The 13,798-nt window shown below is 62.7% G+C and carries 12 protein-coding genes and 1 tRNA gene; 10 read left to right on the plus strand and 3 right to left on the minus strand.

Annotated elements, in window-relative coordinates:
• The first annotated feature begins 33 nt into the window (after positions 1-33).
• The 9 genes from MESS2_RS05720 to MESS2_RS05760 all read left to right on the plus strand — a co-directional run bounded on the left by MESS2_RS05720 (position 34) and on the right by MESS2_RS05760 (position 8,759).
• Positions 34-726 (plus strand): glutathione S-transferase family protein, encoded by a 693-nt coding sequence (locus MESS2_RS05720; RefSeq protein WP_040592220.1) that lies wholly within the window; start codon positions 34-36, stop codon positions 724-726.
• Positions 707-1,867, plus strand: a complete 1,161-nt coding sequence (queG, locus tag MESS2_RS05725; protein ID WP_008873165.1) for a tRNA epoxyqueuosine(34) reductase QueG — start codon at positions 707-709, stop codon at positions 1,865-1,867. The genes MESS2_RS05720 and queG overlap by 20 nt, the downstream gene beginning before the upstream one ends.
• Positions 1,864-2,754 (plus strand): SDR family oxidoreductase, encoded by an 891-nt coding sequence (locus tag MESS2_RS05730; protein WP_008873166.1) that lies wholly within the window; start codon positions 1,864-1,866, stop codon positions 2,752-2,754. Before queG ends, MESS2_RS05730 begins: the two co-directional genes overlap by 4 nt.
• Before the next feature lie 60 nt (positions 2,755-2,814).
• Positions 2,815-3,897, plus strand: a complete 1,083-nt coding sequence (gene mepA, locus MESS2_RS05735) for a penicillin-insensitive murein endopeptidase (protein WP_040592222.1) — start codon at positions 2,815-2,817, stop codon at positions 3,895-3,897.
• Between the two features lie 85 nt (positions 3,898-3,982).
• Positions 3,983-5,002, plus strand: a complete 1,020-nt coding sequence (locus MESS2_RS05740; RefSeq protein ID WP_008873168.1) for a glucokinase — start codon at positions 3,983-3,985, stop codon at positions 5,000-5,002.
• A 156-nt stretch (positions 5,003-5,158) separates the two neighbouring features.
• On the plus strand, positions 5,159-7,057 hold the full coding sequence (locus MESS2_RS05745) for an ABC transporter ATP-binding protein (RefSeq protein ID WP_008873169.1): 1,899 nt from the start codon (positions 5,159-5,161) through the stop codon (positions 7,055-7,057).
• Positions 7,054-7,890, plus strand: coding sequence for a 4-hydroxy-tetrahydrodipicolinate reductase (dapB, locus tag MESS2_RS05750; protein WP_008873170.1), 837 nt, complete (start codon positions 7,054-7,056; stop codon positions 7,888-7,890). The genes MESS2_RS05745 and dapB overlap by 4 nt, the downstream gene beginning before the upstream one ends.
• An 89-nt stretch (positions 7,891-7,979) precedes the next feature.
• On the plus strand, positions 7,980-8,600 hold the full coding sequence (locus tag MESS2_RS05755; protein WP_008873171.1) for a 2,3-bisphosphoglycerate-dependent phosphoglycerate mutase: 621 nt from the start codon (positions 7,980-7,982) through the stop codon (positions 8,598-8,600).
• A gap of 74 nt (positions 8,601-8,674) precedes the next feature.
• Positions 8,675-8,759: transfer RNA gene (locus MESS2_RS05760), tRNA-Leu, on the plus strand.
• Positions 8,760-9,395: 636 nt separating this feature from the next.
• On the opposite strand, the gene MESS2_RS05770 is transcribed toward MESS2_RS05760, so the two are convergent.
• From MESS2_RS05770 to MESS2_RS05780, 3 genes are all read right to left on the minus strand, one after another.
• Entirely contained in the window at positions 9,396-11,465 is a 2,070-nt protein-coding gene (locus tag MESS2_RS05770; protein WP_008873175.1) for an acyltransferase family protein, read from the minus strand.
• 127 nt (positions 11,466-11,592) lie between these two features.
• A complete protein-coding gene (locus MESS2_RS05775; protein ID WP_008873176.1) occupies positions 11,593-12,291 on the minus strand; it encodes a hypothetical protein in 699 nt (232 codons plus the stop codon).
• Positions 12,288-13,034, minus strand: a complete 747-nt coding sequence (locus MESS2_RS05780) for a hypothetical protein (RefSeq protein WP_008873177.1) — start codon at positions 13,032-13,034, stop codon at positions 12,288-12,290. Before MESS2_RS05780 ends, MESS2_RS05775 begins: the two co-directional genes overlap by 4 nt.
• Positions 13,035-13,407: 373 nt before the next feature.
• On the opposite strand from MESS2_RS05780, the gene MESS2_RS05785 reads away from it, so the two are divergent.
• Positions 13,408-13,728, plus strand: a complete 321-nt coding sequence (locus MESS2_RS05785; RefSeq protein WP_051069047.1) for an ArsR/SmtB family transcription factor — start codon at positions 13,408-13,410, stop codon at positions 13,726-13,728.
• Positions 13,729-13,798 lie beyond the last annotated feature (70 nt).

A 13,798-nucleotide genomic window follows, 5' to 3' on the forward strand; every position in this document is an offset into this window, starting at 1 on the left:
CGATTTGCCAGTGCGCTCTATTATCGCGGGACCATGCTGACGCTTTTTCACCACCCGATGTTCGCCTCCTGCCGGTTCGTGCGCCTCGCTTTCGGCGAGTATGGCGAGGAACTGGCGCTAATCGAGGAAAAGCCATGGACGCGGCGCAAGGAGTTTTTGGCGCTGAACCCGGCCGGAACCTTGCCGATCCTGCTGGCCGAAGGCGACGTGCCGATCGTCGGCGCCATGGTCATCGCCGAATATCTCGACGAGACGCGCGGCGTGCTGAAGCGCGACAAGCGGCTGTTCGCCGAGGACCCGATGGAGCGCGCCGAAATCCGCCGGCTGACCGACTGGTACCTCAGCAAGGCCGAGAGCGAGGTGACCAGGCATCTGGTGCGCGAACGCGTGCTGAAGCCGGTCATGCCTGAGACGGCGGGCGGCGGCTCGCCCGATTCGGGAGCGATCCGCGCCGCCCGCGCCAATATCCGCCAGCACATGAAATACACCAACTGGCTGGCCGGCACGCGCCCCTGGCTGGCCGGCAACAAGGTGACCTACGCCGACCTCGCGGCGGCGGCAGCGCTTTCGGTGCTCGACTATCTCGGCGAGATCGACTGGCGCGAACACAGTGCCGCGCGCGAATGGTACACACGGGTTAAATCGCGGCCATCGTTCCGGCCGCTTCTGTCCGACAGGGTGCGCGGCCTGTCGCCGGTGTCGCATTATGCGGACCTCGATTTCTAAGAACGAACCCCTGCGCGCGCTGATCGAACGAGAGGCGAAGCGCGCCGGTTTCGACGCTATTGCCGTGACCACCCCCGACGCCATCCCGCTGGCGCCGGCCCGGCTTGCCGCTTTCGTCGCCGACGGTTTCCATGGCTCGATGGGCTGGATCGCCGAGACGCTGGAGCGCCGGGGCGAGCCGGCGGCGCTGTGGCCCGCGGTTCGTTCGATCATCGTGCTGGCGATGAATTACGGCCCCGACCGCGATCCCCGCGCGGTGCTGGCAAAGCGCGACCGCGGCGCGATCTCGGTCTATGCGCAGAACCGCGACTATCACGAGGTGATGAAGGGCCGGCTGAAGGAGATCGCCGGCAAGATCGTGGCCCGCGCCGGCGGTGACGTCAAAGTGTTCGTCGACACCGCCCCGGTGATGGAAAAGCCGCTGGCCGAAGCCGCCGGCCTCGGCTGGCAAGGCAAGCACACCAATCTGGTCAGCCGCGAACACGGTTCCTGGCTGTTCCTCGGCACCATCTTCACCACGGCCGAGCTTGCCCCGGATGGCGCTGAGGAAGACCATTGCGGCTCCTGCCGCGCCTGTCTCGATGCCTGTCCGACCGACGCCTTTCCGGCGCCCTACCGGCTCGATGCGCGGCGCTGCATCTCCTACCTCACCATCGAGAACAAGGGACCGATCCCGCAGGAATTCCGCGAAAGCATCGGCAACCGCATCTATGGCTGCGATGACTGCCTGGCCGCCTGCCCGTGGAACAAGTTCGCGCGGATGGCCTCGGAAGCGAAGCTCGTCGCCCGCGCTGACCTACGCGAGCCGCCGCTCGCCGAGCTGCTCAGCCTCGACGATGCCGCCTTCCGCGCTTTGTTCGCCGGTTCGCCGATCAAGCGCATCGGCCGCGACCGCTTTGTCCGCAACGTGCTGATCGCGGCCGGAAATTCCGATGATTTTTCGCTTGCGGACGCCGTGCGCGCGCTGCTTGGCGATGCCTCGCCGCTGGTGCGCGGTGCGGCGGTGTGGGCGCTGTCGCGGCTTGTGCCCGGGACCGAATTCGCCGAACGTGCCAGGGCGGCGATGAAAATCGAGAGCGAAGCGGCCGTTCGGGACGAATGGCTGCTGGCGCTGCCAAAGCCGATCGAGGCGCATGCATGAGCGGATTCTTCATTTTCGGCGCCGGCTATTCGGGCAAGGCATTTGCCCGCGCCGGCAAGGATGCCGGCACGATCTTCGGCACGACCCGTTCGTCGGAAAAATTCGCGGTGCTGCGGCAGGCCGGCATCGAGCCGCTGCTGTTCGACGGCGCGCTGACGCCTGAAATCAGCACCGCGCTGAAGAAGACGACCCATCTCGTCGTCTCGGTGGCGCCGGACGAGGCCGGCGACCCGGTGCTCAATGCGATGCGCCAGACGATTGCGGATATGCCGGCGCTCGAATGGATCGCCTATCTCTCCACCGTCGGCGTCTATGGCGACCATGGCGGGGCATGGGTCGATGAAACGACGGAGTGCCGGCCGGTGTCGAAGCGCTCGGCCATGCGCGTCGCCGCCGAACAGGACTGGCTGAAACTCGGCCAGGAGATCGGCCGGCCGGTGGCGATCTCAAGGCTTTCCGGCATTTACGGGCCGGGCCGCAATGCGCTGGTCAATCTGGAGAACGGCACGGCACGGCGGCTGGTCAAGCCGGGCCAGGTGTTCAACCGCATCCATTGCGACGACATTGCAGGCGCGCTCTGGCATCTCGCCGGAAGCAATACCGGCGGCATCTTCAACGTTACCGACGATCTGCCGGCGCCGCCGCAGGACGTCGTCGCCTATGCCGCCCGGCTGATGGGCGTCACACCGCCGCCCGAGATTCCGTTCGAGGCCGCCCAACTTTCGCCCATGGCGCGGTCTTTCTATGGCGAGAACAAGCGCGTCGCCAATACGGTACTCAAAACGACCGGCTATCGCTTCCGCTTTCCCGACTACCGCTCGGCGTTCGACCAAATGTGGGCCGATGGCGACTGGCGCGACGGCGAAGCGCGTAGCCCGATGAGGTGATCGAAGCGGGGCGCGCCGCGTGATATGATTCGACTTGAATTCGCGGAGGGGTACCGCTTCATGCAGATGTTGCAACGCTCATGGACGCCGCTCATGGCGGCAGCGTTCGCCGTCCTGGCGGGACTTGCAGCGCAGCCCGCGGCGGCGGAGGAATTGGCGAAGGATCTGTTCGGCGCCAAGAAGCTGCCGGCCGTGGCGGCGCCGCAATCCATCGGCTTCTACTCCACGGGCTGCTTTGCCGGCGGCGTCGCCATCCCGATGGACGGCCCGTACTGGGAGGTGATGCGGCCTTCGCGCAACCGTCGCTGGGGCCATCCGGCGATGATCGGGCTGATCGAGAAATTGTCGCGCGACGCCGCCGCCGATGGCTGGCGCGGCCTCCTGGTCGGCGACATTTCGCAGCCGCGCGGCGGCCCGATGCTGACCGGCCATGCCTCGCACCAGATCGGCCTCGACGCCGACATCTGGCTGACGCCGATGTCCGACAAGAGGCTTTCGCCCAACCAGCGCGAGAAGATGAGCGCCACCTTGCTGGTCGACGAAAAGACGCATCTGGTGAAGGAGGCGCTGTGGACGCCGCAGCATGCGCTGCTGCTGAAGCGGGCGGCGAGCTACAAGGAAGTCGAGCGCATCCTGGTCAATCCCGGCATCAAGAAGAAGCTGTGCGATACGGTGAAAGGCGACCGCGCATGGCTGCGCAAGATCAGGCCGTTCTGGGGCCACGACTATCATTTCCACATGCGCGTCGGCTGCCAGCCCGGCTCGCCCGACTGCAAGCGCCAGGAAGTCACGGCACCGGGCGACGGCTGCGACCAGTCGCTGGCCTGGTGGTTCACCGACGAGCCATGGCGTCCCGCCAAGAACCCCGACAAGCCGAAGGCGCGCGAGATGATGACGATGGCGAGCCTGCCCAGGGGATGCCAGGCGGTGCTCGATGCGCCTGCTCCGTCTTCGGCCGAGGCTGCGACGTATTATGGCGGCGCGTCGATCGCGGCTAGTGCGCCCGCCGCAGTCCAACCCCCCGTCGCGGCTCCGGAACCGGCCATCACAGACGGTGCGGGCGCACTACCGGCTTCGGCGAATGCGTTCGCGGCAACGCCCGAGATCGGCATCCCCCTGCCGCGGCCGCGACCGGGCAACTGAGTCTGAAGCGGCTTCCCCTTTCCGAGGTCATGCGCTAGTCAACGAAGAACAGCGGCGGACTGCCGCAACGGGGACAGACAAGAGCATGGCAGGCGACGACGACACCGTGTTGCGGTTTCCGATCCTGATCGGCGACATCGGCGGCACCAATGCGCGCTTCTCGATCGTGCTCGATGCGAATTCGGAAGCGGGCGAGCCGATCATCGTCCAGACCGCCAGTTTCAACACCATCGACGAGGCGATCCGGGCGGCGGTACTCGACCGCTCGTCGGTGCGGCCCAATTCCGCCGTGCTGGCGGTGGCCGGCCCGGTCGACAGCGACGAGATCCCGCTCACCAACTGCCCGTGGATCGTCAAGCCGAAACAGATGTTTGCCAGCGTCGGCATCGGCGATGTCGTGGTGCTCAACGATTTCGAGGCGCAGGCGCTGGCCGTCGTGGCGCTCGGCGAGGAGCATATGGAGAAGATCGGCGGCGATGCGCCGGAGCCCAATGCGGGACGGGTGGTGCTCGGTCCCGGAACCGGGCTTGGCGTCGCCGGTCTGGTCTATGCGCTGAACCACTGGATACCGGTGCCCGGCGAAGGCGGCCACATGGACATCGGGCCGCGTACGCCGCGCGATTTCGAGGTGTTTCCACATATCGAGAAGCTGGATGGCCGCATCTCCGGCGAACAGATCCTGTCCGGGCGCGGCCTCGTCAACGCCTACCGGGCGGTGGCCAAGGCGGACGGCAAGCCGGCGCCCTTCACCAAACCGGCCGAGGTGACCGCCGCGGCGCTGGCGAAGTCGGATCCGGTGTCGGAAGAGGCGCTCGAAATGTTCGTCACTTGCCTGGGACGCACCGCCGGCGACCTGGCGATGGTGTTCATGAGCCGCGGCGGCGTCTTTCTCACCGGTGGCATCGCGCAGAAGATCCTGCCGGCGCTGAGAGCCGGCAATTTCCGCGCCGCTTTCGAGGACAAGGCGCCGCACAGCGAGCTGATGCGCACCATGCCCGTCTATGTCATCACCCATCCGCTGGCGGCACTTTCCGGCCTTGCCGCCTATGCCAGGAACCCCTCGCTGTTCGGCGTCCAGACGGCGGGGCGGCGCTGGCGGGTATAGTCTTTTGTTGAGCATGATCTTTTCCAAAAACCGGTTCCCACTTTTTGGGATCATGCTCTGACCGCGACGAAGTTTCGCCGCGCCCGGCCATAGGCAAGCAGCCGCCGGGGCGCTAAGAGAAGTGCCTGCGACGCCGAACGGACAGCACGGAACGACTTGAACCAATCGCCCAAACACCAAGCGCCCAAACACCAGGCGCCCAAACACCAGGCGAAGGCCCGGCCCGGCGAGGTCGTGGCGGTGGTGCGCCGTATTCTCACCGAGAACGGGCACGACTACCGGTGGTCGTACGTGTTCACCATAGTCTGCCTGTTGACCGTGTCGGGAACGACAGCGGTCACCGCCTTGATCATGAGCCCCGTGGTCAATCAGATCTTCTACGAGCGGCGCGGCGATCTGATCGCCTGGATCTGCGCTGCGATCATGGGCGCCTTCATCCTGCGCGGCCTGGCCGGCTACGGCCAGGCGGTGACGCTGGCCAAGATCGGCAACAATCTCGTGGCGCGCTACCAGAAGCGCATCTTCGATCATCTGACGAAGCTTGGCGTCGGCTTCTTCAACGACACGCGCTCGGGGCGTCTGGCGGCGCAAGTCAACGAGAACGTCAATGGCATCCGTGACCTTTTGTCGATGACGCTGACATCGATCGCGCGTGACGGCGTGACGCTGATCGGGCTGATCTGCGTCATGATCTACCAGGATCCGGTCCTGTCCCTGAGCTCGCTGCTGATCGGGCCGCCGCTGATCTACACCGTCACCTATCTGATGCGGCGGGTGCGGCGCATCACGCGTGAATCGGTGCAGATCAACGCGCGGCTGATCGGCGCCATGCAGGAAGCCACGCAAGGCATCGCCATCGTCAAGGCCTTCACCATGGAGGATGAGCTGTCGCGCCGCATCGGCAAGCTTGCCGACGACGCGGAGCAACGGTCAAACAAGATCGCCCGCGTTTCGGAACGGCTGACGCCGATCTCCGAAATACTGGCCGGTTTCACCGTTGCCGGCGTCATCGCCTATTCCGGCTACCGGGCGACCGTGCTCGGACAGCCGCCGGGCGCCGTCTTCTCGTTCATCACCGCGCTGCTGCTCGCCTACGACCCGGCGCGGCGGCTGGCGCGCATGCAGGTCGGCATGGAGCGGGCGCTGGTCAATGCGCGCATGATCTACGAGCTGCTCGACCTCGAGCCGCAGCAGGGCGACGCACCGGGAGCGGTCGCGGCGAAGTTCGCCAAGGGCGAGGTGCGCTTCGACAATGTGTCGTTCGGCTATGTCGCGGAGACGCCTGTGCTCAGGGATCTGAGCTTCGTCGCCGCCGCCGGCAAGGTCACGGCGATCGTCGGCGCCTCGGGCGCCGGCAAGTCGACGCTGGTGGCGCTGCTGCAGCGCTTCTACGATGTCGACAACGGCAGCATCAAGATCGACGGCCAGGACATTTCGGGGGTGACCAAGCAGTCGCTGCGCGGCTCGATCGCCTATGTCTCACAGGCGCCCTATCTGTTCGAAGGCACGATCCGCGACAATATCCGCTATGGCCGGCCGAGCGCCAGCGACACCGAGATCGAACGCGCGGCGCAACAGGCCGCGGCCGACGATTTCATCCGCCAGCAGCCTGAGGGCTATGACACGCCGGTCGGCGAAAACGGCGTGACCCTGTCGGGCGGCCAGCGCCAGCGCGTGTCGATCGCCCGCGCCATCGTGCGCAATGCACCGATCCTTCTGCTCGACGAGGCGACCTCGGCGCTCGACAATGAGGCGGAAGCGCGCGTCCAGCAGGCGCTGACCCAGGTGATGGAAGGGCGCACCACCATCGTGATCGCGCACCGGCTGTCGACAGTGGTCAATGCCGACCAGATCATCGTGCTGGAAGAGGGCCGGCTGGTCGAACAGGGCACGCATGCCTCGCTGATGGCCGACCCGCACAGCGTCTATGCCCGCTTCCACCGGGTGCAGGGCAACAAGGGGCTGGGGCTTGTCGACGACGCCAAGCCCATCCAAACTCCAGTGCCGCAACCACCGGCGCGACGCGCCAAGAAAGCGGTCGGGAGAATCTTATGAGCGGCATGTCTCCTAATGACACAAGCGATATGGGCCTGGTGGTGGTTGGGGCTGCCGGCCGCATGGGCCAGGCGCTGATCCGCGCCATCCACACGATCCCGGGCGCGCGCGTCGCCGGCGCGATCGAGCGGTCCGGTTCGGCCTATCTCGGCAAGGATGCCGGCGAGCTTGCCGGCATCGGCGTCATCAACGTGGCGATCGGCGACGATCCGCTGCCGGCCTTCGCCAAGGCCGACGGCGTGCTGGATTTCACGACGCCGGCGGCGACAGTCGAATTCGCCGGCTATGCGGCGCAGGCGCGGATCGTCCATGTCATCGGCACCACCGGCTGCTCTGCCGACGACAACGCCAGGATCGCGGCCGCCGCGCGCCACGCGACGATCGTCAAATCGGGCAATATGAGCCTCGGCGTCAATCTTCTGGCGGTGCTGGTCGAGCAGGCGGCGCGCGCGCTCGACGCCGACGATTTCGACATCGAGATCCTGGAAATGCACCACCGGCACAAGGTCGACGCGCCGTCGGGGACGGCGCTGCTGCTCGGCGAGGCGGCAGCCGCCGGGCGCGGCATTGCGCTTGCCGGCAACGATGTCCGCTCACGCGACGGTCACACCGGCGTGCGAAAAGCCGGCTCCATCGGCTTCGCCACGCTGCGCGGCGGCTCGGTGGTCGGCGATCATTCCGTGATACTGGCCGGCACCGGCGAGCGCATCACGCTTGCCCATCATGCCGAGGACCGGGCGATCTTCGCCCGCGGCGCGGTCAAGGCAGCGCTTTGGGCGCACGGCAAGAAGCCAGGACTCTATTCGATGCGGGACGTGCTCGGGCTCGGCTGAGAAATCCGGAACTATTTGTCTTTACGCAATTCCGGGCGGAAAACCGCTACACACTTTTCCTGGAATTGCTCAAATTTGAAGGAGCAGAAATGTCGAGAACTCTCGTGCTCGTGCGGCATGGCCAGAGCGAATGGAACCTGAAGAACCTGTTCACCGGCTGGCGCGACGTCGACCTGACCGAGCAGGGCCACAAGGAGGCCAAGGAGGCGGGCGCCAAGCTGAAGGCACGCGGCCTGAAATTCGACATCGCCTTCACCTCGGCGCTGATCCGGGCGCAGAAGACCTGCCAGCACATTCTCGACGCGGTCGGCCAGGGCGAGCTCGAGACCATCCGCGACCAGGCGCTGAACGAACGCGACTATGGTGATCTCTCCGGCCTCAACAAGGATGACGCGCGCAAGAAATGGGGCGAGGAGCAGGTGCATGTCTGGCGCCGCTCCTACGACGTGCCGCCGCCCGGCGGCGAAAGCCTGAAGGACACCGGCGCGCGCGTCTGGCCCTATTACCTGCACGATCTGCAGCCGCATGTGCTGCGCGGTGAAACCGTGCTGGTGGCGGCGCATGGCAATTCGCTGCGCGCGCTGATCATGGCGCTGGACGGCAAATCGGGCGAGGAGATCGTCAAGCTGGAACTCGGCACCGGTGTGCCGATCGTCTACCAGCTCAACGCCGATTCGACGGTGGCGTCGAAGGAAGTGCTGGAGAGCTGAGCCGGCAGTGGATTGCGGCTTTCAAAAAAGCGCGTTGACACCCAACGCCTGCCCGCTTACATGAGCCCGCACCAGCCCAGATGGCGGAATTGGTAGACGCGCACGGTTCAGGTCCGTGTGCCGCAAGGCGTGGAGGTTCGAGTCCTCTTCTGGGCACCAAATTCCCGTTTCGGACCGTTCGATACGGTTCAGAAGCCCAACAAAAAAGCCCGGTTCGCCGGGCTTTTTTGCGTTGCAGTATGATCGGTATCCGAAAGCTTGATCGCTGAAAGATACTCTTGTCGATTTTATTTTCAGCAATTGATTGCTTTGACGCAACCCCTATCTTCAAATTCTACAAGATGGCAGCAGTCCTTAGAAAGCTTGTCGATTAAAACGCATCAGAGTTGGCCGAATGGCAGTCCGTCTGTGTTGTGCATTTGGAACCTGGCAAGTGCTGAGCCTGGTGGCGTCCCTGCATCAAGCAATCGCGGACGGCTCGTCGCATGCTCCGACGGAATCTGACGATTACTTGGTAGTATACGAAATCGCAGGGGCTCCGGACGAATTCAAAGAAGCGCTCGTTGCGCTCGCAATGTGTGAAATGGTCAGATCCGAGGCAGCCCAGTTGTCGAAGCTACCATTCAGCAGCACGGGCCGCCGGCTTGAATCGGCCGGTTAACCAGTTGAAGCTTCGTCGCGGACTTGACTTGAAATGGCTCAGCGAGCCACATTTCCGCAACCTTAGCTATCTAATCGCCAAGATGACGATGATCAGTGAATGGGAGTCGCTAAACGCTTGAAGCAGGAAACCGTTTAGGGTCTGCTTGTCGCGAGCGACTGTCGAGCCTGCGATAGCAACGGGACATACAGTGAGCCCAGACTTCCTGCGAAAGTCGCGGTCAGATGGTCTGCGTCCCTGTAGATAGGCAGGCCGTTGCGAACCGCATCGCAATGGCCATTGCTGCAGATCGACGGAAGCGGGTCGACGACCGCTGCCTCATACTTTGAGGCAAGACGCGTCAGGATCGCACGCGAAAGCGCCTGGCGCTTCTCGATATAGTCCCATGGCGGCGCGACATCCGTCGGCGCGCCTCTCACCATCGCTCTCGCAACGGCCTCGGGCATGTAGCGCCCCATCTCCGGGACGTCCATGACCAGCACGATCTTGGTGCCCCGCTTTGCCAACTCGGCCATCAAACGATCAAGCGTTTCGACGACGGAGGCGGACCGATCCTCCAAGGGCGGTAGCACCGACGGATCGAAATACGGCCCCTGGTTGGGCAGCTCGGCATCATGGACATATTTGGGCCAGTAGGCGACCAGGAAGACGAGCGGAATATGGCGAGATATAACCAGATCCCGCACCGCGCCATTGAAGTCACCGCAGCGCCTCGTGTTGCCACGCGGCGTTAACTGAACGTCTGGCAGAGGTGGACAGGAAGAATGTCCCGCAAAGAGGCCAGTGACGCCGGTTTGAGTGGCGGCGGCATCGATAGCCGGCGCCATCGCGCCGGAATGGGAATCTCCCCAGACGAGAAATGTTGGATTGTTGGAACTCGCGACGCCGAGCGGGCAGAGCCTGCCAGCGCGTATATCGGCGACGGACGGTCCGGTCGTATCGGCGTCGGCAAAGCACGGAGGCACGCTGAACCGGCCTTTGTCATAGGTTGACGCATAGACTTTCTGCACATCCTCCGGCAGTCGACCCGGCACACCGCCGTTGTGAGCGACATAGTCGCCCGCCCCAACCGCAGCAACCATGATCGTCGCAGCCCCAGCAAATAGTGGCCAGCGCTTCACGAAACTGCCACGTCCGCGAAACGGCTGCTCGATGAAGCGCCATGAGAAGGTAGCGATGGCGAGAGACGTCAGGACGATCAGGCTGCCATGAAGTAGGGACAGTTCCCGCCCGACCATCTCGCGGCTGAACACAAGAATGGGCCAGTGCCACAGGTAAAGGGAATACGAGATCAGGCCCACGAAGACCATCGTCCTGGCCCGGAGGATCCTGCTCGCCGGCCCGAGATCGTCCCGTGCATGGATAACCAGTGCTGCGCCTAGGCAAGGCAGGAACGCCGCGGGCCCAGGAAAGAGCGTGTCATCGCTAAATCCGAATATGGCTACCGCGATCAGCAGGATGCCGCTGGAAGCCAGACTTGCCCGCACCACCGGCTTCGTCGGTGCCGGTATCGCATCGAAGGCCAGCAACGCTCCAAGGAAGAGTTCCCAGGCGCGGAACTGGAGCAGATAGAATGCCGCGACCTGTGATCGGAAAAGCATCCATGTGCTCGCCGCAAACGATGCGATCAACAGGCCGATCAAGATCGGCACCATGTGCCGTCGTGCGTAGCGGCTGATCGTCACCAACAGCAGCGGAAACAGGATATAGAACTGCTCCTCGACGGCAAGTGACCAGGTGTGCAGCAGCGGCTTCATCTGCGCGCCGATGTCGAAATAGCCGCTTTCTTTCTCGAACCGGATGTTCGATGTGAACAGGGCCGCCGCCTTCAGGCTGCGCGCGAAATACGCGAACTCGGCAGGCATCAGAAGGAACCACGCCGCCACGGACGACGCCGCGAAGACGGCAAACAGGGCTGGAAAAATCCGTCGAATGCGACGCTCGTAGAAACGCACCAAACTGAAATCGCCTCGAGCGATTTCCCCGGAGATCAGCGATGCCATGAGAAATCCCGAGATGACGAAGAATACGTCGACACCGACGAAGCCGCCGCCAAATCCCGGAATGCCGGCGTGATACAGCACAACTGGAATTATCGCCAGAGCACGCAGTCCATCGATGTCCGTGCGATAGGCAAGCCGGCCTTGACCACCAAGCTCATGGACTGATGCTGGCGACGCCGGACGGCTTAAGACGAGATTCAACCGTCATTCTCCAAATATAGTCGGCGTACCGGCTATCGTTGCAGTTTGTCTTCAACATGACTGATCTTGATCTTCCAGCGAATGCCGACGTGAGGTGCTGGAAATTATCGAGACATTCGTTTTGTCGTCATGACATCTGTCCCTGCCACAAGGGCAATCCACTTTCTGCAGCGAAGTCTCTATCCTCTGCGTAGATTGGTTCGCCTCTTCTTACCACCCGTCGAAGCAAATCCGCATCTTCGTTGGCATGATATCGAAAGGCATTTCGGGTATCGTATCCATGCCCGGCTTGGGACAGGGAAAACCCGCTGACTACAACAGGAGCGAAACCGGCGAAACGCGCCAGCATGATCGCGAAGGCTCCGGTGGAGATTTCCCGGTGCCAGCCGCGAGACACATGATATTTGCCGCTAAGCCGCCAGACGATGTAGGCAAGCTGCCATTTGGTAAGCGCCTGCAAGGTGTCATAACGATAATTGAAGGTGCGACAACCGGCTTTCAGCTTGTCCTCAACGTCCGGCCAAACCGGGATGATCAGATGCTTTGCCTGCCGTCCTTTTAACAAATCACGCTTGTAAAAATCCTGCTCGCTGTCGTCGACTAAAATACCGCGGCGGATCAGGGCGATATCAGGAACGGGGAGGCCGAAGGTTTCCGCCAAAAGCTGGGAAGCATTGACGGTCACAAGTGCCCAATCGGCATCATGTCCCTGCGGGAGGCGAAAATTCGGCGCCGCCCCCATCACCAAGGCGGGACCCGTGACCCCGGGCAAGCGAAGAATTGGCTTTGAGAAGGTTGGCAAGAGATCCGAAAGCGGAGTTTTCATCCGGGAATCTGAACCGCATGTTCCTCAAACGCGCGCAGAATGCTCTCTTCTCGGCTCCACAATTCGTCCCATTGCGTGGCGCCCGACCAGCCCGCAAACCAAGGACCGCCGAGCGTGTAGTGCGCCAGCGAGACATCGGCGGGGTCGAGTTCGGAAGCCGAAGCCCCTACGAGGTAGTTCCATGCCAGAGGCAATTCCCCGATCTCATGGTCCTCAAGCCATTTGAAGGCGTGGAGGTCACGTCCGGGCCACGTATTAAGCATCTCGTTGGTCAGCCGTTTGTTGGCGGGATGATCTAGATTCCACAAAACGACCGACGACCAGTTTTTGCGGCGATAGAACGTCTGCGTTTGTCCGTCCATCTTGACCGCTTCGGATTCGCGTTGCTGGTGCTTAACCGCCATAATCGCGTAGGAAGGATCGACTAGGTCGAGCAGCTTGACTGGATCCTTCAGAAACAGGACGTCACAATCGCAGAACATGGCCCAGCCGCCTTGCCTCATAAACGGAACGGCAAAGCGCGATATGGCAAACTCGGTCGCCATCGGTGCCTCGGAAATCGGGCACCAGAGCTTACCATCACGTACCTCCATCGGTCTCTTCATGATTCCTTGGGCTTCAAGGTCTTTGAGCACGAGTGGCTCTATCTGCAACGGCGTGCTTGTCCGCCGGTAGGCGCTCCAGCGCGCTACGTCTAGAACCTGGGATTCGCGCGGATCATACCCAATGTAGATTGGTATCATGTGGTAACTCTATAATCTGATAGTGAATTTACTCGATTAGGCATGGCAGCACTGCAAGCGGAAGACCCGAAATACAGCGGCTCACTTCGTCGCGGTGGCGACCGTGCAAGGCCGGAACTTCGCCGTCGGAATATTGTTGCAGCGCATGTTTGTCAATGATCACGGAATCGGAATTCCGGCCCGTGCACCCAGACCCCTCCGGAGCGGGCTTTGTCGCTTCAGTATGCGCCTGAACCCACACAACAGTAGGCAAATGTCACGATTTGCCCCGTTCGCTGGGCTTCAACTGGCCTTGATTTGACTATCTAGTCGGCTCTACCTCGGGGGAGGCGAAGCGGCCGGTGTTTTGCGCCGTGCTTTCGCGGGGGGCGAAATGACAGAACGAAAATCAGAGCACATCGATTTGATCGATCTCCTAGGTGCATTGGCAAATGCAAACCGTCTAAAAATCCTGAGCCTGATTATTGACGGGGAATTGTGCGTTAGCGCTATCAACGCGCATGTCGATCTAAGCGAAGCGGCCTTGTCCCACCGCTTGGCCAAATTGCGGAAGCTTCGTCTTATCGAAAGCCGGCGCCAAGGCACGACAATTTATTACCCCTGTCGATCGCAAAAGGTCAGAAGCGTGTTTCGCACGCTAGATGAAATTTGCTCTGGACTAATTTTCGGCGCCGCCATCAGTCCTGGAACCTAAATTGCCCGCACTGATAGACTCGTTGAGTTGCGTTCGTCCTATCAGTCGAGCGATCTGCCGACGGCCGCTT

The organism is Mesorhizobium metallidurans STM 2683 (assembly GCF_000350085.1).
Classification (GTDB): domain Bacteria; phylum Pseudomonadota; class Alphaproteobacteria; order Rhizobiales; family Rhizobiaceae; genus Mesorhizobium; species Mesorhizobium metallidurans.